We start from the raw sequence: 17712 nt of genomic DNA, 5'->3' as shown, positions 1-17712 counted from the left end.
TGCGCCGTCTGCACGTGGACCTGGGCCGGGTGTGGGCGGACGGGTGTCGCGGTCGGTGGGTTCCGTCAACCGACCGCAGGCAGTACCGGCCCCAGGAGTGTGTCCGTCCATGGCTCTCACCTTCCACTGGTTCCTCCCCACCAACGGCGACAGCCGGCTGATCGTCGGCGGCGGGCACGGTTCCACGCCCGGCGCGGCCGGGTCGGACCGGCCGCCGAGCATCGGCTACCTCGGGCAGATAGCCCGCAGTGCCGAGCAGTTGGGCTTCGAGGGGGTCCTGACGCCGACCGGGGCCTGGTGCGAGGACGCCTGGCTGACCACCGCGATGCTCAGCCAGACGACCGAGCGGCTGAAGTACCTGGTCGCCTTCCGCCCCGGGCAGATCAGCCCCACGCTGGCCGCGCAGATGGCCGCGACCTACCAACGGCACTCCGGCGGGCGGTTGTTGCTCAACGTGGTGACCGGCGGGGAGTCCGCCGAACAGCGCGCCTACGGGGACTTCCTGGACAAGGACGCCCGGTACGCGCGGACCGGGGAGTTCCTGGACATCACCCGGCGGCTCTGGGCGGGGGAGACGGTCGACCACGACGGCCCGCACCTGCGGGTCGAGGGTGCGCGGCTGAACCGGCTGCCGGACCCGGTGCCGGCGGTGTACTTCGGCGGCTCCTCCCCGGCCGCCGGCGACGTCGCGGCCCGGTACGCGGACGTCTACCTGACCTGGGGCGAACCGCCCGCCCAGGTCCGGGAGAAGATCCGCTGGATCCGCGGACTGGCCGCCGCCCGGGGCCGGACCGTCCGGTTCGGCATCCGGCTGCACGTGATCACCCGGGACACCGCCGCACAGGCCTGGGCGGAGACCGAGCGGCTGCTCGCCGCGATGGACCCGCGCAGGGTGCGGGAGACCCAACGGGCGCTCGCCGAGAGCGAGTCGGAGGGGCAGCGGCGGATGCTGGCGCTGCACGGCGGTTCGGCGCAGCGGCTGGAGGTGTACCCGGGCCTGTGGGCCGGCATCGGGCTGCTGCGCGGCGGCGCCGGGACGGCGCTGGTCGGCAGCCACCGGGAGGTCGCGGACCTGATCGGCGAGTACCACGAGCTGGGCATCGACGAGTTCGTGCTGAGCGGGATGCCGCACCTGGAGGAGGCGTACTGGTTCGGCGAGGGCGTGCTTCCGCTGCTCGCCGCCCGCAACCTGTGGGACCGCCCCTGACGGCCGGTGCGGGAGGGGGCCGTCCGTGACGTCTGCCGGCGCCCGACCGTGACACCCGGTGTGGGCGCCCTGATCGTGACCTGCAAATCGCTGGTCAAGCGCCCTTGCCGGGCTGAGAATTCACGGTATGACCCAGCAGCCCCTGCTCCTCCTCGACGTGGACGGACCGCTCAACCCCTTCGCCGCGCCGAAGCGGAGGCCAGAGGGCTACGACACCCACCGGCTGCGCCCCTCCTGGTGGGTGGCGAAGCAGGAGCACCTGGCGGCGGTCCAGGCCCGGCAGGCGACCCGCGCCAGGCACGCCAAGCCCCCCGCCGTCCGGGTCAAGCCGCTGCGGGTCTGGCTCAACCCCTCCCACGGCGAGGAGCTGCTGGCGCTGCCGTACGAACTGGTGTGGGCCACCGGGTGGATGGGCGAGGCGAACACCCACATAGGCCCGCACATCGGCCTGCCCGAACTCCCGTACATCCGCTGGTCCGACCTGTTCGGCCAGGACCCGGACGGCCTGCACTGGAAGACCAGGGACGTGGTCGCCTGGGCTGCCGGGCGCCCGTTCGTCTGGGTGGACGACGAACTCGGCCCGCAGGACGGCGAGTGGATCGCCGCCCACCACCCGGGGCCGGCGCTGGCCCTGCACGTCAACCCCCGGATCGGCCTGTTGACCGAGGACTTCGCCAGGCTACGGGAGTGGGCGGAGGGGCGCGCTGTTCCGGGGGCGTGAAAGGAGAAGGGAGGGGCGCGCGGGGTGTGAATGGCCCGGTGGCGTGCGCCGTGCGCCCCGTTGTGCTCGGGGCGCCCCCCTTCCTAACGTCCAGTCATGACCATTCTCACGGAGCCCATCGGCAGCATTCCGCGGCCGGCCACCCTGCTGAACGCCCTGGCGGAGCACGCCGAAGGACGCCTGTCCGACGACGAGCTGAAGAAGGTGCAGGACGAGGCCACCGCCGACACCCTGGCCAGGCTGGTGGAACTCGGCTGCCCCGTCCTGGTGGACGGCGAGCAGGCCAAGCCGAGCTTCGCCACCTACCCCCTCACCGGACTGACCTCCCTCGACGGGGACGGTGCCGTCATCCCCTTCGCCGACGGGCACACCCGGCAGCTGCCGCGGCTGACCGCCGGCCCCTTCCGGTACCACGTGCGTGCCGAGACCTATCTGCGGGACGCCCGCCGCCACACCTCGCTGCCCGTCAAGCAGGCCGTCATCGCGCCCTCGGCGCTCAGCCTGCTCTACCCGGCCGGCGGCATCGACGGATACGCGCGTGAGGAGTTCCTGGAGGACCTGGTCGGCGAGGCCGAGGCCGACATCCGCGGCTGCCTGGACGCGGGCGCCCACGTCGTCCAACTCGACTTCACCGAGGGAAGGTTGTCGCTGAAGCTGGACCCGTCAGGTGGCCTGCTGGACGACTTCGTGGCCCTCAACAACCGGGTGCTCGACCGGTTCACCGAGGAGGAGCGGGCCCGCCTCGGTGTGCACACCTGCCCGGGCGGGGACCAGGACTCCACCCACAGCCTGGACGTCGACTACGCCGGGCTGCTGCCGAAGCTCTTCCGGCTCAACGTCGGCAACTTCTACGTGCAGCTGGCGAGCGAGGCCGACCCCGACCGCGTCCTCGCCGTCATCGCGGAGCAACTTCGCCCCGGCATCCGGGTGTTCGTCGGGGTGACCGACCCGATCGACCTCAAGGTGGAGACCCCGGAGGAGGTGCGCGACCGCGTGCTGACCGCGGCCCGGTACATCCCGGTCGACCAGCTCGGCACCACCGACGACTGCGGCTTCTCGCCGTTCGCCGACGACGTCTCCACCTCGCGCGAGACCGCCTTCGCCAAGATCGCGGCCCGGGTGCGGGGGACCGCCCTGGCGGCGGAGGTGCTCGGAGTCCGGTAGCGCCGCGCGGCGTCCGGCGGGCCGGTTGTTCCGCCGGTCGGCCTGACCAGCGGGTCGGCTTTCCAGCCGGTCAGGCCGAACCGAGCACGGCTTCAAGGGCGTTGAGGAAGCGGTCGGTGGTGGCCTCGTCCCGGACGGCGATCCGCAGCCACTCCTCGCCCAGTCCCGGGAAGGTGTCCCCGCGCCGGACGGCGAAGCCGTGCTCGCGCAGCCGCTGCCGGACGGCCGCCGCCTCCGGGAGCCGGACCAGGACGAAGGAAGCGGCCGGCTCGCCGTACAGCCGCACCGACGGGAAGGCGGCCAGGCCCTTCACCAAGTGCTCACGCCAGAGCGCCAGTTCGGCTGCGGCCTGCTCGGCCTCGGCGAGCGCCGCCGGGCCGCTGCACACCTCGGCGGCGGCCAGCGCCGGGGTGGAGACCGGCCAGAGTGGCTGGGCGGCGCCGAGTTCGGCGATCAGCGGCGCGGGCCCGAGCACATAGCCGATCCGCAGTCCGGCCAGACCCCAGGTCTTGGTGAGGCTGCGCAGCACGACGACCCGGCCGGGCAGGTCCCGGACGGAGGCGAGGGACTCCCGCTCTCCCGGGACGGTGTCCATGAACGCCTCGTCCACCACCAGGGTGCGCCCCGGCCGGGCCAGTGCGGCGACGGCCCCGGCGGGGTGCAGCACGGAGGTCGGATTGGTCGGGTTGCCGAGGACGACCAGGTCCGCCTCCTCGGGCACGGCGCCCAGTCGGAACCCGTCCTCGGAGGAGAGCAGCACCCGGTGCACCTGGTGTCCGGCGTCCCGCAGGGCCGCCTCCGGTTCGGTGAACTGCGGGTGCACCACGACGATGTGACGTGACGTCAGGACACGCGCCAGCAGGACGAAGGCCTCCGCCGCCCCCGAGGTGAGCAGCACCTCCCCGACCGGGCGGGCGTGCCGGGCGGCCACCGCGGCGCGCGCGGCACCCTGGTCGGGGTAGGCGGCGAGGTCGCCGAGGGTGGCCGCGAGGTGCTCGCGCAGCCAGGCCGGGGGAGTGCCGGTGCGGACGTTGACGGCGAGGTCGACCAGGCCGAGCCCGTCGGCGCGCACCTCGGCGTCGCCGTGGTGGCGCAGGTCGGGTTCGGGGGCGGTCACGCGGGGTCTCCTTGCGGGCGTACGGCTGGTGCTGGTCGGCGCGGGTGATGTCGGAGGCTGGTGCCGGTTGTCGGGGGCGGGAACGGCCGCCGCGTCGGGTGGCGTCGGGCGGTCGTCGGTCGCCACCCGGGCGATCGCGACCGTCGCCCGCGCCGACTTCCGCTTGGTGACCACGAGCCGGCCACCCGGTGCGCTCGCCAGTGCCGCCGCCTCGGCCACGCTCGCGGTGCCGACGGCCGTACCGACCGCGGCGGAGGGGTTCGGCACGGACACGTCCGCCAGCGCCTCGGGCGGGTGTTCGTCCACGGGTAGCGGTACCGGTGCTCCGGTGAGGTGATCGGCCGCCCAGCGCACCGCCGGGTGGTCCGCCCTGCCCGCCACGGTGGCCAGCCGGGCCACCGCGGAGCGCGCCAGACCGGCCTCCCGGAGGGTGTCCGTCAGCAGCCGCAGCACCTCGGTCCGTTCGGCGCCACTGCTCGCGCCGATCCCGACCACCAGGGTGCGGGGGGCGCCGGCGACCGGATCGTTCACGTGCCGCACCCCTTCGTCCCAGCTCCGGTGATCCCACCACGCCCGGCCGGAACGGGTCAATCGCGGCGGGTGTGAGATCCGACGCGGGGTCCCGTGGCCGCCGACCCGCGCTCGGCCCGTCCGTCGCGCCGTCCGCGGAGCCGTCCGCCCGATCGGCCCCGGCACGGCAGCTGTTCGCCTGTTCTTCACCTGCGTTGTGCGGTACACGACACCGAGGCGCTCCTACTGTTCTCGGCGCCCCCGCCCGGGAAGCCCCGACCTCCGGAGGACCTCATGGCCTTCGCACGACCGCGTACCCCCGGATCCCCCGACCGCGGCACCCCCGTCCCCGCTTGCCGGCCGCGTTCCGCGGGCGCCGCCGGCCTCACCGGCCGCACCGACCGCACCGGCCTCACCGGATTCGGGGACTGACGCCCGTGTACGTCGCGGACTCGCGCAGCTCGAAGGCCCCCGCCGGCCCGTCCTCCGCCGGCCCGTCCTCCGCCGGCCCGTCCTCCGCGGCGCCGGCCGCCGGCCCGGTGCGGCGGGGCGCCGTGCCCGGGGCGGTCGTCGCCCTCGGTGCGGTCAGCCTGGTCACCGACGTCTCCTCCGAGATGGTCACCGCCGTCCTCCCCCTCTACCTGCTCACCGGCCTCGGCCTCTCCCCGCTCGGCTTCGGCCTGCTCGACGGCATCCAGAACGGGTTCAGCGCACTGGTCCGGCTGGTCGGCGGCCATCTCTCCGACCGCCGCGGCCGCGACGGTGCGGCCCGCCACAAGGCCGTGGCGGCCGTCGGGTACGGGCTGTCCGCCCTGTGCCGGCCGCTGCTGCTGTTCGTCCACACGGTGCCGCTGATCGGTGCCGTGATCGCCGTCGACCGCACCGGAAAGGGCCTGCGCACCGCCCCCCGGGACGCGATGATCTCGCTCGCCACCGACCCCGCCCACCGCGGCCGGGCGTTCGGGGTGCACCGGGCGATGGACACGGCCGGCGCCCTGCTGGGCCCGCTCACCGCCTTCCTGGTGCTGCGGCTGGCGGGCGGCCCGCTGCTCGCGGACGGCGGCGAACGGCACGGCTACGACGCGGTGTTCACGGTCAGCGCGTGCGTCGCGGCGCTCGGTGTGCTGATCCTGCTGCTGTTCGTGCCCAACCGGCAGCAGGGTGACGACTTGTCGACTTCAGCCCCCTCGCTGCGCGACAGCCTCACCCTGCTGCGGCTGCCGGGGCTGCGCCGGCTCACGCTCTGCGCCGTCCTGCTCGGCCTCACCACCGTCAGCGACTCCTTCCTCTACCTGCTCGTCCAGCGCCGACTGGACCTGCCCGTCGGCCTCTTCCCGCTGCTGCCGCTGGGCACCGCCGCCGCCTTCCTGCTGCTCGCCGTCCCGCTCGGCGCGCTCGCCGACCGGATCGGCCGCCACCGGCTCTTCCTCGCCGGGCACGGGGTGCTGCTGCTCGCGTACGGGCTGCTGCTCTCGCCGCTGCGCGGGCTGCCGGCGGTGCTCTGCGTGCTGGTGCTGCACGGGACCTTCTACGCGGCCACCGACGGCGTGCTCGCCGCCGCGGCCGCCGACGCCGTACCCGCCGAGCAGCGCGGCGCCGGGCTCGCCCTGGTCGGCACCGGGCAGGCGCTGGCCCGGTTCGCCTGCTCGCTGCTGTTCGGCGCGCTGTGGGGCCTGGTCGGCGGCCCGGCGGCGCTGGGCTGGTCGGCGGGGGCGCTGGCGCTGTGCGTGCTCGGCGCGGCGGCGGTGCTGCGCCCGTCCGGACCCGCCGCCGGGCAATCCGGCCCCGCCTCGGGGCAGCCCGGCCCTGCCGCCGGACGGCCCGGCCCCGCCGCCGCGAAGACCCCGGAGGAGACCCGATGAACCTGCAGAACCGAACCAGGATGATCATCCTGCTGGTCGCCGTCGTCCTGCTCGGCGCGGTCGGCACCGGCGCCGTCCTCCACGCCTCCGACCGCACCGCCCGCCGGGACCAGGCCCAGCCCGGCGGGCCGTCGGTCACCTCCGGCCCCGTGTCACTACAGGTGCAGAGCGGCGCACGACAGCTGTTGTTCCGCAACATGGCCTGGGGCCCGCACCGGGACGAGATCACCGCCGTCGCCGCCGACCGCCCCGACGGCCCGCGCACCGCCTCCGGCGTCCAGTGCCTGCGCTTCCACGCCGCCGCCGGCACCGGCATCTGCCTCCAGGCCCAGCACGGCGCGCTGGAGGACACCTACCGCGCCGTCGTCCTGGACGACCACCTGCGCGAGCTCCGCGCCTTCCCGGCGGCCGGCATCCCCACCCGTTCCCGGGTCTCCCCGTCCGGGCACCTCGCCGCCTGGACGGTCTTCGTCAGCGGCGACTCGTACGCGGGCAGCGACTTCTCCACCCGCACCTCGATCGTGGACGTCCGCGACTGGAACCTGCGGGAGAACCTGGAGGACTTCGCGGTCGTCCTCGACGGCCACCCGTACCAGGCGCACGACATCAACATCTGGGGCGTCACCTTCGCCGACGACACCACCTTCTACGCCACCCTCGCCAGTGCCGGCCGGACCCACCTCGTCCGCGGCGACCTCGCCGCCCGCACCCTCACCACCCTGCACGACAACGTCGAATGCCCCTCGCTCTCCCCGGACGGCACCCGCGTCGCGTACAAGAAGCGGGTCCCCGGCCTGCCCGCCGACGCCCCCTGGCGGCTGTACGTCCTCGACCTCGCCACCATGACCGAGACCGCCACCGCCGAACAGCGCAACATCGACGACCAGGCGCTCTGGTCCGGCGACGGCACCCTGGTCTACGCCCTGCCCGGCGACTACGGCGCCGACCTGTGGACCGTCCCGGCGGACGGTTCGGGCGGTGCGCGGCAGGTCACCGGGGCTGCGGTCGCCCCCGCCTACCTGGGCTGAGGAACTCTCGGCTACGGTCCCACGTCGAGCAGAGTGTGACGTCCTGATCAGGCGCCTCGAACGAATTGCCTGATCAGACGTCCCGACGAGCGTTCTGATCGAACGGGGGAGCACGACAACCGTGGACGGCATTCCACCCGAGCGCATGGTGACCGATTCCTGGCCCGCGCTGCACGGCCGCCCGGTCCTGCGACGCACCGTCGCCGTCGGGCTGGTGCTCTGCGTGTCCGTCGCCGCCGCCCTCGTGGTGCGCGGCGTCAACGCGCTCACCGCCGGCAGCACCGGCCGCGAGACCGACCGCGACCGCGCCGAACGCCTGGCCGGCCTGCACCCCTCCCAGCACCCCGGCGTCGGCCGCTTCTACGTCCCGGTCGGCGCCGTCTACACCCACACCTTCGACGGCGCCCCGGTCGCCTACCTGCACTACCGCCTCGGCGGCGGACGGGCCCCCGGCCTCGGCGACTTCCTCAGCGCCTACGACCTCCCCTCGCCCGGCCCGGCCGCCCCGCTCCCGGCCGACCTCGTCGCCGCCCTCGGCGGCGACGAGCCGGCCGAGGCCCCGGAACTCCCCGAATCCGCGCCGACGCCGCCGACACCGACAGCCACGCCCACACCCACGCCGACGCCCGACCCGCCCGCCACCGCCGAGCCCCCGGCCCCGGAGCCCGACCCCACCGCCGCCACCCCGGACGTCAGCGAGCCCCCTGCCGACCCTGCGGACGAAGCCCCCGCCCCCGCCCCGGCCCCAGCGGTCGCCCCCGACGACGACCCCACCCGCGACGCCGCCGAGGCCCCCACCACCCCGCCCCCCACCCCGACCTGGACCCCCACCCCGACCCCCACCGACCTCCCCGCCCCCACCGCCCGCCGCATCTACGTCGCCACCATCCCCGGAGGCCTCCCCGGCGCCGCCGACATCTACATCCGCGCCACCGGCTGACCCCACGGCCGGGCGCCGGATTCCGACAGCCACGCGGCCATCCGCCACCGCTCCCCGCCCCGCCGGACGCGTCTTTGCCCGGACCTGGGTCCCCACCCGGCCCCAGGGACCTCTCCCGCCCCCACTGCCCGCGGCATCTGCGTCGCCGCCATCCCCGGTGGCGTGCCCGGCGCCGCCGACATCTACGTTCGCGCTACTGGCTGACCCCCCCAGCCGGGCGAGTCGGCCGTTCGCGCGGCCCGTCCGCCACGGCTCGCCGCCCCGCCGGACACGCCTGCGTCCGGACCTGCGTCCCAGGAGCTCTCCACCGCGGGCGGGGGTGGGGTTCCGCCGTTCGCGCGGCCCCTCCGCCACGGCTCGCCGCCCCGCCGGACACGCCTGCGTCCGGACCTGCGTCCCAGGACCTCTCCACCGCGGGCGGGGGTGGGGTTCCGCCGTTCGCGCGGCCCCTCCGCCACGGCTCGCCGCCCCGCCGGACACGCCTGCGCCCCGTCCGGACGGACCGGCGGGGCACGGGTATCGGGGGATGTGTCGGCCTTCGGGCAGGCCCGGGTCAGCGGGCGGTGGCTGGTTCGGGGGTGTGGGTGGGGGTGGCTGCGGTGGCCGGTTGGGGGGTCGGGTTCGGGGGCGGGGTGCGGCGGGCGGGGGCCTGGCCGACGAGCATGGCGGCGAGGGCGAGGAGGAGGCCGAGGAGCTGCCAGGGGGTGAGGGTCTGGCCGAGGACGATGAGGCCGCCGAGGGTGGCGACGACCGGGTTGATCAGGCCCAGGAAGGAGGCCGGGCCGGCGCCGAGGTGTTCGATGCCGCGGAACCAGAGGAAGTAGCCGAGCGCGGTGCCGAACAGGCCGAGGTAGGCGAAGCCGGCCAGGTTGGCGGCGCTCAGGGCGGGCGGGGCGCCCTCGACCACGGCGGCGAGCGGCACGAGGAAGACCGAGCCGGCCAGGAGCTGCCAGGCGGTGAGGTCGAGCAGGGTGGCGCCCTCGGGACGGCCCCAGCGGCGGGTGAGGACGGTGCCCATGGCCATCAGCGAGATCCCGGCGACCATCGAGGCGATCCCGACGCCGTCCAGCCGGGCGCCGCTCTTGAGCACCAGCAGGGCCACTCCGCCCACCCCGACCAGCCCGGCGATCACCGCCCGCCGTCCGGGCCGCACCCGCAGCACGCCGATCGAGAACCCGGTGACGAGCAGCGGCTGGATCGCCCCGATGGTGGCGGCGACGCCGCCGGGAAGGCGGTACGCGCCGACGAACATCAGCGGGAAGAACAGCCCGATGTTGAGCATCCCGAGTACGGCCGCGCGCCCCCACCAGCGCCCCTTGGGAAGTCGACGGCCGATCAGCAGCAGGAGCAGTCCGGCCGGGAGCGCGCGGAGGGCGGCGAGCAGCAGCGGGCGGCCCTCGGGCAGCAGCTGGGTGGTGACGAGGTAGGTGGTGCCCCACGCGGCCGGGGCGAGGGCGGCGGTGACGGCGATTCCTGCGCGCTTGCGGTCCATGACGGCCATGACGTCCCCCTGAACGTTGATTATCTGAACGTTGAGATACTTTCTACGCCCAGGATCGGAGAACGTCAAGTATGTGAATGTTAAGATATCTGCGATGGACGGACGGCTTCGGGCGGACGGCTTCGAACAGACGGCTCCGGGAGGGCGGCGGGCATGCGACAGCGCGACACCGTGGACGACATCGTCGAGCAGTGGGCCCGGGCCCGCCCCGACCTGGACTCCGGGCCCATGGCCCTGATCGGCCGGCTGCGACGGCTCAACGTCCGGGTCGACAACGCCCTGCGCGAGTACTTCACCGCCTGCGGCCTGGACTCCTCCGAGTTCGACGTGCTGGCCACCCTGCGCCGCTCCGGCGAGCCGTACGAGCTCAACGCCCGCGCGCTGCTCAAGTCCGCGATGGTCACCTCCGGCGCCATCACCAACCGGGTCGACCGGCTGTCCGCCAAGGGCCTGGTCGAGCGCAACCCGTGCCCGACCGACCGCCGCGCCGTCCTGGTCCGCCTCACCCCGGCCGGCAAGGAGCTGATCGACGGCGCGCTGGCCGGTCACGTCCACAACGAGGAGCGCATCCTCTCCGCCCTCGACCCGGACGAGCGCACCCGGCTCGACGCCCTGCTGCGCAAGCTGCTCATCGCGCACGGGGACACCGAGCCGCTCCTCTGAAGCAGGGTCGGCTCCCCGGGGCGGGACGGCGGACGGCGTGTCCAGCCGTGTCCCGGCCGCGTTATCCCTGCGGAAGCCCACCGGAGGAGAGGCCCCGATGAAAGAGAAGACCCCCAGGGACATCGCCGTCGACGACCAGCTGCGGGCCGCCGGCGCGGAGGGCGCCAAGTGGCTGACCGCCTCCGGGTGGGGGCCGCCGGTCAGGGTGCCGCTGCAGCAGGCGGCGAAGTGGCAGCAGGAGACCCGCGCCCGGATGCTGGCCTCGCAGCAGGACGAGTCCTGCACGTGGTGCGACCACCTGCTGTACGGCGGCCCGCAGCCCGTCGTCGTGCACGCGGAACACCCGACCCACCTGATCTGCCGCGCCTGCTCCATCGCCGCCCGCCCCCACCGCGTCTGCCTGGACTGTGGGGAGCCGGCCGCCTCCAAGTCCCCGGCCGACGGGCGCGAGGACGTCTTCATGGGTGCGGTGGCGATCTACACCCGGCTGCGCTGCCTCGCCTGCCACCGGTCCGACCCGTTCAACGGGACCTTCGGCAACCACGCCTGACGGGCGCCCGGAGGGGTGCTCGGCGGCGCGCTCAAGGGGGCGTTCAAGGGCGCGCTCGGCGGCGCGCTCAACGGCGCGCGACCAGCGCGTACCGCTCGTCGTCCACCGGGCCGCCCCAGAGCTCGGCCTCCCCGCCCAGCGGCTCGACCCGCAGCTCGGACACCAACGGCCGGACGGCCGCCGCGAGTTCCTCGGCCCCGATCCCGCCGTCCCAGGGCAGTCGCCCCGCCCCGGCCGGGTACGGCGAGGCGGCCGCCTGCCCGGCCTCGCGCCAGCGGCCCTCGATCAGGACCAGCCGGCCGCCGGGCCGCAGCAGTCGCACCCAGGCGCGCAGCGCCCGCTCGGGCTCGGGGAGCGTCCAGACCAGGTGGCGCGACAGCAGCGCGTCGAAGCTTCCGTCCCCGAGTGGAGGCGCGCCCGCGTCGCTCACCAGGAAGCGCGCCGTCAGCCCCGCCGCGAGCAGCTTCGCCCGGGCCCGCGCGACCATCCGGGGCGCCAGGTCCACCCCCGTCACCCGGTGCCCGTCCGCCGCGAGCAGCAGTGCGAGCGAGCCGGTGCCGCAGCCGACGTCCAGCACGTCCGCCGCCCCGCCCGGCACCCATCCCCGCACCCGCCGCACCCACGCCGCCCGCACCGGCTCCTCCCGCAGCCCGTGGTCGGGCTCCTCGTCGAAGGCCTCGGCGGCCGCGTCCCAGTACTCGGCAATGGCCCGGCGGCCGGAGTCACCCATGCCGCGCATCATCGCAGCTGACACCGACACCGGCCGTCCGGCAGCCCGATACTCCTGGACTTCGGAACGTGTTCCGAACTACAGTCGGGCCATGTCGACCCTCACCGTGTCGTTCTCCGAGCTGTCGAAGAACTCCAAGCGTGTCGCGGACACCGTGGAGCGGGCCCAGCGTGTGCACGTCACGCGGCGGGACGGCGAGGACCTGTACCTCACCACCGAGCGCCACGACCGTCAGCGGGAGGAGACCGCGGACGTCACCGCCCGTCTGTTCGCGGCACTGATCGCCAGTGACGAGGGTGCGCGGGCCGTGCTGCTCGCCCTTCCCGCGGTCTTCCCGTGGACCAGGCACCTGTCGGCCGCGGAGGTCCGCGAGTTCGTCGTCGACCTCGTCGACGCGACGCGTGACGTGGTCGAGCTCGACGTGCACGCCGGTCTGCACCGAGTGATAGCCGAGTGGCGCGCCACCGCCAGAGTCCTCGCCGACCCGGAGCTGGCGGCCGAGCTCACCCGTCCCCTGCCCGGCGATGACCACGGCGAGGTGGTCGAGCCGTGAGCTCCAAGCGCGGCGACGACGTCCCGCCGCCACCCGTGGGTGGCGAATGGCGCCTTCGGTTCGGTACGAGCGAGGCCGCCAAGGGCTGGGGCGATCTGTGCGCCGAAGCGCCCGGCAATGCCCGCCGCTGCTTCGAAGCGCTCCGTACGAGCCCCCTGTCGGGGCGGGACCCCGACCGCCAGCACCGCCTCCGGGGGCGCATGGCGACCCGGGTGTTCGGGGGCGTCGAGCTGCCGCAGTGGGAGTACGAGGTGACCGCCGGCGGCCGGGTGCGGTACGTGGTGGACGAGGCGGCCCGAACCGTCCATCTGGTCCATGCATCGCCCCGGCATCCGAAGGACACCGACGTGTAGTCGGGGTGCCCGGCCGCCGCGAATCGCTCAGCCCGCCGCGTCCAGGGTCGGCGGCTGCCAGCCGTACGTCCGGGCGGAGCGGCTGAGCAGGGCGCGGGCGGGGAGGAGGCCGGCGAGGGTGAGGGCGGTGGTGCGCAGGAGGGTGGCGGCGGGGGAGCGGAGGGCGACGAGGTCGCCGATGCGGCGGGAGTCGGCGACGACGGCAGTGGTGCGGGGGAGCCGGGCGGCGGTGTAGGCGGGCAGGGCGGCGGCCGGGTCGGCTCCGGGGGTGAGCAGGGAGGCGAGGACGACGGCGTCCTCGATGGCCTGGCAGGCGCCCTGGCCCTGGAAGGGGCACATCGCGTGGGCGGCGTCGCCGAGGAGGGCGACCCGGCCGTGGTGGTGGGCGGGCAGCGGGTCGGCGAGGTCCCGGACGTCGTGGCGCAGGACGCGTTCGGGCTCGGCCAGGGCGAAGAGCTGCGGGACGGGGGCGCACCAGTCGCCGAACCGGCGCAGGAGTTCGGCCCGTTCGTCGCCGTCGGCGGCCCGCTCGCCGGCCGGGGCGAGGGCGGCGCCGTACACGTAGACGCGGTCGTCGGCGAGTGGGACGATCCCGGCGAGCCGCCCGCGGCCCCACACCTCGCCGGCGGCGGCCGGGCGGCGGCCGGGGGTGACGATGGTGCGCCAGGTGGTGAATCCGCTGTAGCGGGGGCCGGGGTGTCCGGGGAAGAGCAGGCCCCGGGTCGCGGAGTGGATGCCGTCGGCGGCGACGACCAGGTCGGCCGTCTCCTCCCCGTCGGTGGTGCGGACGGCGGCGGGTTCGGTGGCGCTGCCGGGGGTGACGAGGGTGGCGGGTGAGCCGGTGCGGACGGTGCCCTCCGGGAGTGCGTCGACCAGGGCGGCGATGACGTCGGCGCGGGCGACGGCGGCGATGGTGTCGCCGAAGTAGGCCTCGAAGGCGGAGGTGCTGGTGCGGGCGAGCCAGCGGCCGGAGGGGTGGCGCAGGCCGATGGCGGGGTGCGGGGTGGCGAGGGCGCGCAGGCGCCCGCCGATGCCGAGCCGGTCGAGGGAGCGCAGGGCGTTGGGGGCGAGGGCGAGCCCGGCGCCGACGGGTTCGAGGGAGTCGGCGCGCTCGTGGACACGGACCGGGATGCCCTGCCGGTGGAGGGCGAGGGCGGCGGTGAGCCCGCCGATGCCGCCGCCGATGACGATCGCCTGCTGACTGCCCTGCGGGCTGCCCATGGGAGGGCTCCTCTCCTCGCACTACATCCGTAGTGTTCATCTGTCAGCACCGTACTACAGATGTAGTCTGCGGGCACTACTGCCGTAGTGACTTGGGATCGCCCCAGGAGAGAGGCCATGATCGGACCCATGACGCCCCCGCGCCCGACCCTGATCGCCGACGCCGCCATCACCCTGATCGCCGAGCGCGGCCTGCGCGGGCTGACCCACCGCGCCGTGGACGAGGAGGCCGGCCTGCCCGCCGGCTCGACCTCCAACCTCGCCCGGACCAGGGCCGCCCTGCTCGAACTCGCGCTCATCCGGATCGTCGAACGGGAGACCGAGGGCCAGCCCGTCCTCACCGAGGAGGCCCCCGCCACGGCCTCGCCCGCCGCTGCCTCCGCCTTCACCCCGGCCGCCTCCGCCGCCTCCGCCGCCGCGCGGGACCTGCTCGTCCGGGTCGGCGCCGAGGTGCTCTACCAGGCGCTCACCAGCGGCCGCCGGCTCACCCTGGCCCGCCTGGAGCTCGCCCTGGAGGCCACCCGGCGGCCCGAACTGCGCGCCGTCTACGACCGTCTGGGCGGGCGCTTCGCCGGCATCGCCGCCGCCCTGCTCGCGCGGTGCGGTTCGGCCGACCCGGCGGCCGACGCCCGCCGCCTGCTCCGCTGGTGCGACGGGGTGCTGTTCAACGCGACGGCGGGCAGCGGGCACTGGCGCATCCCGGCGCCGGAGGAACTGCGCGACGAGGTGGCGTGCTACCTCGCCGCGCTGCTCGACCGGGCGTAGCACGGGAGCAGCCCGCGAGTGGCCCAGGAGGCGTCCGCGGGCCTACGCGGGCGGGGCGGCGCGTCCGCGTACCGGCCCTACTCGCCCGCCCTCCCGTTCACCCGTTCACCCCGTGTGGCCGTCCACCCGTGCGGCCACGGCCCGGGCGCAGTCCGCCGCGGATGCCCGTGAGCTGTCCACCACCAGGTCGTACGCGACGCCCTGGTGCACCGCCTCCGCCTGGGCGGCCGCCATCCCGGCCACCCGGTCACCGCGCGCGGCCTCCCGCTCCGCGGCCACCGCTGGGGCGCAGCGCACCCCGACCCAGAGCACGTCCAGGCCCTCCAGTGCCGCCCGCCACCGGGCCTGTGAGGCGCCGCCGCCGAGGAACACCTCGTCCACGACGATCCGGGCCCCGGCCCGGGCCATCGCCGCCACGCCGATCGTCCAGGCGGCGTCCAGCGCGGCGAAGGCCGGACCGACCTCGACCGTGCCGTTCCCGTCCTCCAGCCCGCCGATGCCCTCGCCGCCGCTGCGCAGCGAGGGCGGCAGCGCCTCGACCATGGTGTCCGCGCCGAGGTGGAGCCAGGGCTCCGGCAGCAGTTCCTGCAGGCACCGGGCGATGCTCGACTTGCCGGAACTGGACCCGCCGTTGAGGACGATCACATGCATGCCCGCAGCCTAGGTCGGGACGGCCCGCGGCGTCGCGCCGTTGTCCCCGGCGGGCCGCCGCGGAAGCCCAAGCCGGGTGCCGCGTGCAGACGCTGCCGCTTCTCCCGCCTGTGCCGCCCCGCCGCCTACGCCGGCCCCGCTGCCCCGCCGCCTACGCCGTCCCCGCCCCGAAGTCCCCCGCCGCGAAGTCCGCCGCCGCGGCCGTGAAGGAGGACGCCAGCGCCGGTGCGCCCGCCCAGTGCAGGTGCAGGTAGGAGGCGTGCACGTTGCCGCCCGCGAAGCCCTCGGTGCGGGGCCCGGTCGGCAGGTGCCAGCCCCAGGCCGGGAGTTCGCCCGCCCCCGGGTCGCAGACCGTGCGGTGGAACTCGTGGCCGCGCAGCCTGGTGCCGGCCGGGGCCAGCGGGGAGTCGTGCAGGGCGACCGCGTCCCGGTAGCCGAGGGTGAGCCGTTCGGTCATCCGGGCGTCGGTGGCCAGCACGCCGCACATCGGCAGGCCGTCCAACTCCCGCCCCAGGTAGAGCAGTCCGGCGCACTCGGCGGCGATCGGCCCGCCCGCGGCGGCGAACGCGGCGATGGCGGCGCGCAGCGGGCCGTTGCCGCTCAGCTCGCGGACGTACAGCTCCGGGAAGCCGCCGCCGATCACCAGGCCGGCCGTTCCCTCGGGCAGCGACGAGGCGTGCAGCGGGTCGAACGGGACCACCTCCGCGCCCGCCGCGCCGAGCAGTTCGGCGTTCTCGGCGTACGAGAAGGAGAAGGCCGCGCCGCCCGCCAGCGCGATCCGCGGCCGGCCGGACGCCGGCGCGGCCACCGGGGTGACCTCGACCGACGGGTCCCACGGCTCGGCGTCCAGGTCCGGTGCCGTCCGGGCGAGTTCGAGCAGGGCGTCCAAGTCGACCGAGGAGGCGACCAGTTCGCCCATGTCGGCGACCGCCCGGAGGGCCTCCGCCGAGCGCTCCACCGCCGGGATCAGCCCGAGGTGGCGGGACGGCGTGGCGACCGCGGCGGAGCGGCGCAGCGCGCCCAGCACCGGGACGCCGGAGCCCTCCTCCAGGGCCTCGCGCAGGAGTTGTTCGTGCCGGTCGGAGGCGACCCGGTTGAGGATCACCCCGGCGAGCCGGACCTCGGGGTCCCAGGAGGCGAAGCCGTGCACGAGCGCGGCCACCGAGCGGGACTGCGAGGAGCCGTCCACCACCAGCACCACCGGCGCCCGCAGCAGCTTGGCGACGTGCGCCGTGGACGCGAGCTCCCCGCGCCCGGAGGCCCCGTCGAACAGGCCCATGACCCCCTCGACCACCGCGACGTCCGCCCCCGCCGCGCCGTGCAGGAACAGCGGGGCGATCCGCTCCGGCCCGCACAGGAAGGCGTCCAGGTTGCGGCCCGGGCGCCCGGCGGCGAGCGCGTGGTAGCCCGGGTCGATGTAGTCGGGGCCGACCTTGTGCGGCGACACCGCCAGCCCGCGGGCGGCGAGCGCCGCGATCAGGCCGGTGGCGACGGTGGTCTTGCCGGCGCCCGAGGAGGGCGCGGCGACGACGAGGCGGGGGATGTTCACGGGGCCGGTGCTCAACGGTCTACCACTCGATACCGCGCTGGCCCTTGCGGCCGGCGTCCATGGGGTGCTTGACCTTGGTCATCTCGGTGACCAGGTCGGCGAATCCGGTCAGCGCCTCGGGCGCGTACCGGCCGGTGATGACGACGTGCTGACTGCCGGGGCGGTCCCTGAGCACGGCCACCACCTCCTCCGGGTCGATCCACCCCCAGTGCATCGGGTAGGTGAACTCGTCCAGCACGTAGAAGCGGTAGGTCTCGGCCGCGAGGTCCCGCTTGACCTGCTCCCAGCCCTCCTTGGCCGCCTCCTCGCTGGACATCTCCTGCTCGGCGGAGCGCTGGATCCAGGACCAGCCGGAGCCCATCTTGTGCCAGTCGACGGTGCCGCCCTCGCCGGAGGCGCCGAGCACGCGCAGGGCGTTCTCCTCGCCGACCTTCCACTTGGCGGACTTCACGAACTGGAACACCCCGACCGACCAGCCCTGGTTCCAGGCCCGCAGCGCCATGCCGAACGCGGCCGTGGACTTGCCCTTCCCGGGGCCGGTGTGCACGGCGGTGATCGGCTGGGTACGGCGCTGACGGGTCGTCAGGCCGTCGTCGGGGACGCTCTCGGGGACACCCTTGGGCATGT

The 17712-nt window shown here is 75.3% G+C and carries 18 protein-coding genes; 11 read left to right on the top strand and 7 right to left on the bottom strand.

Features of this window, described 5'->3' with window-relative positions; all coding sequences use genetic code 11:
* Positions 1-109 precede the first annotated feature (109 nt).
* The 3 genes from ACFWP2_RS26605 (at position 110) to ACFWP2_RS26595 (ending at position 3092) form a co-directional block, all read left to right on the top strand.
* Positions 110-1207 (top strand): LLM class flavin-dependent oxidoreductase, encoded by a 1098-nt coding sequence (locus ACFWP2_RS26605; RefSeq protein WP_380455780.1) that lies wholly within the window; start codon positions 110-112, stop codon positions 1205-1207.
* A gap of 127 nt (positions 1208-1334) precedes the next feature.
* On the top strand, positions 1335-1928 hold the full coding sequence (locus tag ACFWP2_RS26600) for a hypothetical protein (protein ID WP_380455777.1): 594 nt from the start codon (positions 1335-1337) through the stop codon (positions 1926-1928).
* A 96-nt stretch (positions 1929-2024) separates the two neighbouring features.
* Positions 2025-3092, top strand: a complete 1068-nt coding sequence (locus ACFWP2_RS26595) for a cobalamin-independent methionine synthase II family protein (protein WP_380455773.1) — start codon at positions 2025-2027, stop codon at positions 3090-3092.
* A gap of 70 nt (positions 3093-3162) precedes the next feature.
* On the opposite strand, the gene cobC is transcribed toward ACFWP2_RS26595, so the two are convergent.
* Entirely contained in the window at positions 3163-4740 is a 1578-nt protein-coding gene (gene cobC / locus ACFWP2_RS26590) for an Rv2231c family pyridoxal phosphate-dependent protein CobC (protein ID WP_380455770.1), read from the bottom strand.
* Positions 4741-5156: 416 nt separating this feature from the next.
* Here cobC and ACFWP2_RS26585 point away from each other — a divergent pair, with 416 nt between their 5' ends.
* The 3 genes from ACFWP2_RS26585 to ACFWP2_RS26575 all read left to right on the top strand — a co-directional run bounded on the left by ACFWP2_RS26585 (position 5157) and on the right by ACFWP2_RS26575 (position 8549).
* Positions 5157-6581: an MFS transporter gene (locus ACFWP2_RS26585; protein ID WP_380455767.1), complete on the top strand. Its 1425-nt coding sequence runs from the start codon at positions 5157-5159 to the stop codon at positions 6579-6581.
* The gene (locus ACFWP2_RS26580) at positions 6578-7609 is read left to right on the top strand and encodes a TolB family protein (RefSeq protein WP_380455765.1); all 1032 of its coding nucleotides are present in this window, start codon (positions 6578-6580) and stop codon (positions 7607-7609) included. Before ACFWP2_RS26585 ends, ACFWP2_RS26580 begins: the two co-directional genes overlap by 4 nt.
* A gap of 145 nt (positions 7610-7754) precedes the next feature.
* On the top strand, positions 7755-8549 hold the full coding sequence (locus ACFWP2_RS26575; protein ID WP_380455763.1) for a hypothetical protein: 795 nt from the start codon (positions 7755-7757) through the stop codon (positions 8547-8549).
* A 553-nt stretch (positions 8550-9102) separates the two neighbouring features.
* Here ACFWP2_RS26575 and ACFWP2_RS26570 read toward each other — a convergent pair.
* Complete coding sequence (locus tag ACFWP2_RS26570) at positions 9103-10050, bottom strand: EamA family transporter (protein WP_380455760.1); 948 nt, start codon at positions 10048-10050, stop codon at positions 9103-9105.
* A gap of 153 nt (positions 10051-10203) precedes the next feature.
* Here ACFWP2_RS26570 and ACFWP2_RS26565 point away from each other — a divergent pair, with 153 nt between their 5' ends.
* Together ACFWP2_RS26565 and ACFWP2_RS26560 are read left to right on the top strand one after the other, a co-directional pair.
* A complete protein-coding gene (locus tag ACFWP2_RS26565; protein WP_380455757.1) occupies positions 10204-10713 on the top strand; it encodes a MarR family winged helix-turn-helix transcriptional regulator in 510 nt (169 codons plus the stop codon).
* Between the two features lie 97 nt (positions 10714-10810).
* Complete coding sequence (locus ACFWP2_RS26560; RefSeq protein ID WP_380455755.1) at positions 10811-11263, top strand: hypothetical protein; 453 nt, start codon at positions 10811-10813, stop codon at positions 11261-11263.
* Positions 11264-11330: 67 nt separating this feature from the next.
* On the opposite strand, the gene ACFWP2_RS26555 is transcribed toward ACFWP2_RS26560, so the two are convergent.
* Positions 11331-11993, bottom strand: coding sequence for a class I SAM-dependent methyltransferase (locus tag ACFWP2_RS26555; RefSeq protein WP_380455752.1), 663 nt, complete (start codon positions 11991-11993; stop codon positions 11331-11333).
* Positions 11994-12084: 91 nt separating this feature from the next.
* On the opposite strand from ACFWP2_RS26555, the gene ACFWP2_RS26550 reads away from it, so the two are divergent.
* Both ACFWP2_RS26550 and ACFWP2_RS26545 read left to right on the top strand, forming a co-directional pair.
* Positions 12085-12546, top strand: coding sequence for a prevent-host-death family protein (locus ACFWP2_RS26550; protein WP_380455749.1), 462 nt, complete (start codon positions 12085-12087; stop codon positions 12544-12546).
* Positions 12543-12899, top strand: coding sequence for a hypothetical protein (locus ACFWP2_RS26545; RefSeq protein WP_380455747.1), 357 nt, complete (start codon positions 12543-12545; stop codon positions 12897-12899). Before ACFWP2_RS26550 ends, ACFWP2_RS26545 begins: the two co-directional genes overlap by 4 nt.
* 27 nt (positions 12900-12926) lie before the next feature.
* On the opposite strand, the gene ACFWP2_RS26540 is transcribed toward ACFWP2_RS26545, so the two are convergent.
* Positions 12927-14120, bottom strand: coding sequence for an FAD-dependent monooxygenase (locus tag ACFWP2_RS26540; RefSeq protein WP_380455745.1), 1194 nt, complete (start codon positions 14118-14120; stop codon positions 12927-12929).
* 117 nt (positions 14121-14237) lie between these two features.
* Here ACFWP2_RS26540 and ACFWP2_RS26535 point away from each other — a divergent pair, with 117 nt between their 5' ends.
* On the top strand, positions 14238-14885 hold the full coding sequence (locus ACFWP2_RS26535; RefSeq protein ID WP_380455741.1) for a TetR/AcrR family transcriptional regulator: 648 nt from the start codon (positions 14238-14240) through the stop codon (positions 14883-14885).
* A 105-nt stretch (positions 14886-14990) separates the two neighbouring features.
* Here ACFWP2_RS26535 and cpt read toward each other — a convergent pair whose 3' ends face one another.
* The 3 genes from cpt to cobO all read right to left on the bottom strand — a co-directional run bounded on the left by cpt (position 14991) and on the right by cobO (position 17710).
* Complete coding sequence (gene cpt / locus ACFWP2_RS26530) at positions 14991-15536, bottom strand: chloramphenicol phosphotransferase CPT (protein WP_380455739.1); 546 nt, start codon at positions 15534-15536, stop codon at positions 14991-14993.
* A 151-nt stretch (positions 15537-15687) separates the two neighbouring features.
* Complete coding sequence (locus ACFWP2_RS26525) at positions 15688-17100, bottom strand: cobyrinate a,c-diamide synthase (protein ID WP_380455736.1); 1413 nt, start codon at positions 17098-17100, stop codon at positions 15688-15690.
* 4 nt (positions 17101-17104) lie between these two features.
* The gene (gene cobO / locus ACFWP2_RS26520) at positions 17105-17710 is read right to left on the bottom strand and encodes a cob(I)yrinic acid a,c-diamide adenosyltransferase (protein ID WP_380455734.1); all 606 of its coding nucleotides are present in this window, start codon (positions 17708-17710) and stop codon (positions 17105-17107) included.
* Positions 17711-17712: the final 2 nt, after the last annotated feature.

The organism is Kitasatospora sp. NPDC058444, assembly GCF_042721415.1.
GTDB lineage: Bacteria > Actinomycetota > Actinomycetes > Streptomycetales > Streptomycetaceae > Kitasatospora.
This window is presented reverse-complemented; position numbering and strand designations above follow the sequence as displayed.

Excerpts from the sequence above, each read along its gene's own strand:
- ACFWP2_RS26605 (WP_380455780.1), top strand. The coding sequence starts at position 110 with ATGGCTCTCACCTTCCACTGGTTCCTCCCCACCAACGGCGACAGCCGG.
- ACFWP2_RS26555 (WP_380455752.1), bottom strand. The coding sequence starts at position 11,993 with ATGGGTGACTCCGGCCGCCGGGCCATTGCCGAGTACTGGGACGCGGCC.
- cpt (WP_380455739.1), bottom strand. The coding sequence starts at position 15,536 with ATGCATGTGATCGTCCTCAACGGCGGGTCCAGTTCCGGCAAGTCGAGC.
- ACFWP2_RS26535 (WP_380455741.1), top strand. The coding sequence starts at position 14,238 with ATGATCGGACCCATGACGCCCCCGCGCCCGACCCTGATCGCCGACGCC.
- ACFWP2_RS26600 (WP_380455777.1), top strand. The coding sequence starts at position 1,335 with ATGACCCAGCAGCCCCTGCTCCTCCTCGACGTGGACGGACCGCTCAAC.
- ACFWP2_RS26580 (WP_380455765.1), top strand. The coding sequence starts at position 6,578 with ATGAACCTGCAGAACCGAACCAGGATGATCATCCTGCTGGTCGCCGTC.
- cobO (WP_380455734.1), bottom strand. The coding sequence starts at position 17,710 with ATGCCCAAGGGTGTCCCCGAGAGCGTCCCCGACGACGGCCTGACGACC.
- ACFWP2_RS26550 (WP_380455749.1), top strand. The coding sequence starts at position 12,085 with ATGTCGACCCTCACCGTGTCGTTCTCCGAGCTGTCGAAGAACTCCAAG.
- ACFWP2_RS26560 (WP_380455755.1), top strand. The coding sequence starts at position 10,811 with ATGAAAGAGAAGACCCCCAGGGACATCGCCGTCGACGACCAGCTGCGG.
- ACFWP2_RS26575 (WP_380455763.1), top strand. The coding sequence starts at position 7,755 with ATGGTGACCGATTCCTGGCCCGCGCTGCACGGCCGCCCGGTCCTGCGA.
- ACFWP2_RS26565 (WP_380455757.1), top strand. The coding sequence starts at position 10,204 with ATGCGACAGCGCGACACCGTGGACGACATCGTCGAGCAGTGGGCCCGG.
- ACFWP2_RS26595 (WP_380455773.1), top strand. The coding sequence starts at position 2,025 with ATGACCATTCTCACGGAGCCCATCGGCAGCATTCCGCGGCCGGCCACC.
- ACFWP2_RS26570 (WP_380455760.1), bottom strand. The coding sequence starts at position 10,050 with ATGGCCGTCATGGACCGCAAGCGCGCAGGAATCGCCGTCACCGCCGCC.
- ACFWP2_RS26540 (WP_380455745.1), bottom strand. The coding sequence starts at position 14,120 with ATGGGCAGCCCGCAGGGCAGTCAGCAGGCGATCGTCATCGGCGGCGGC.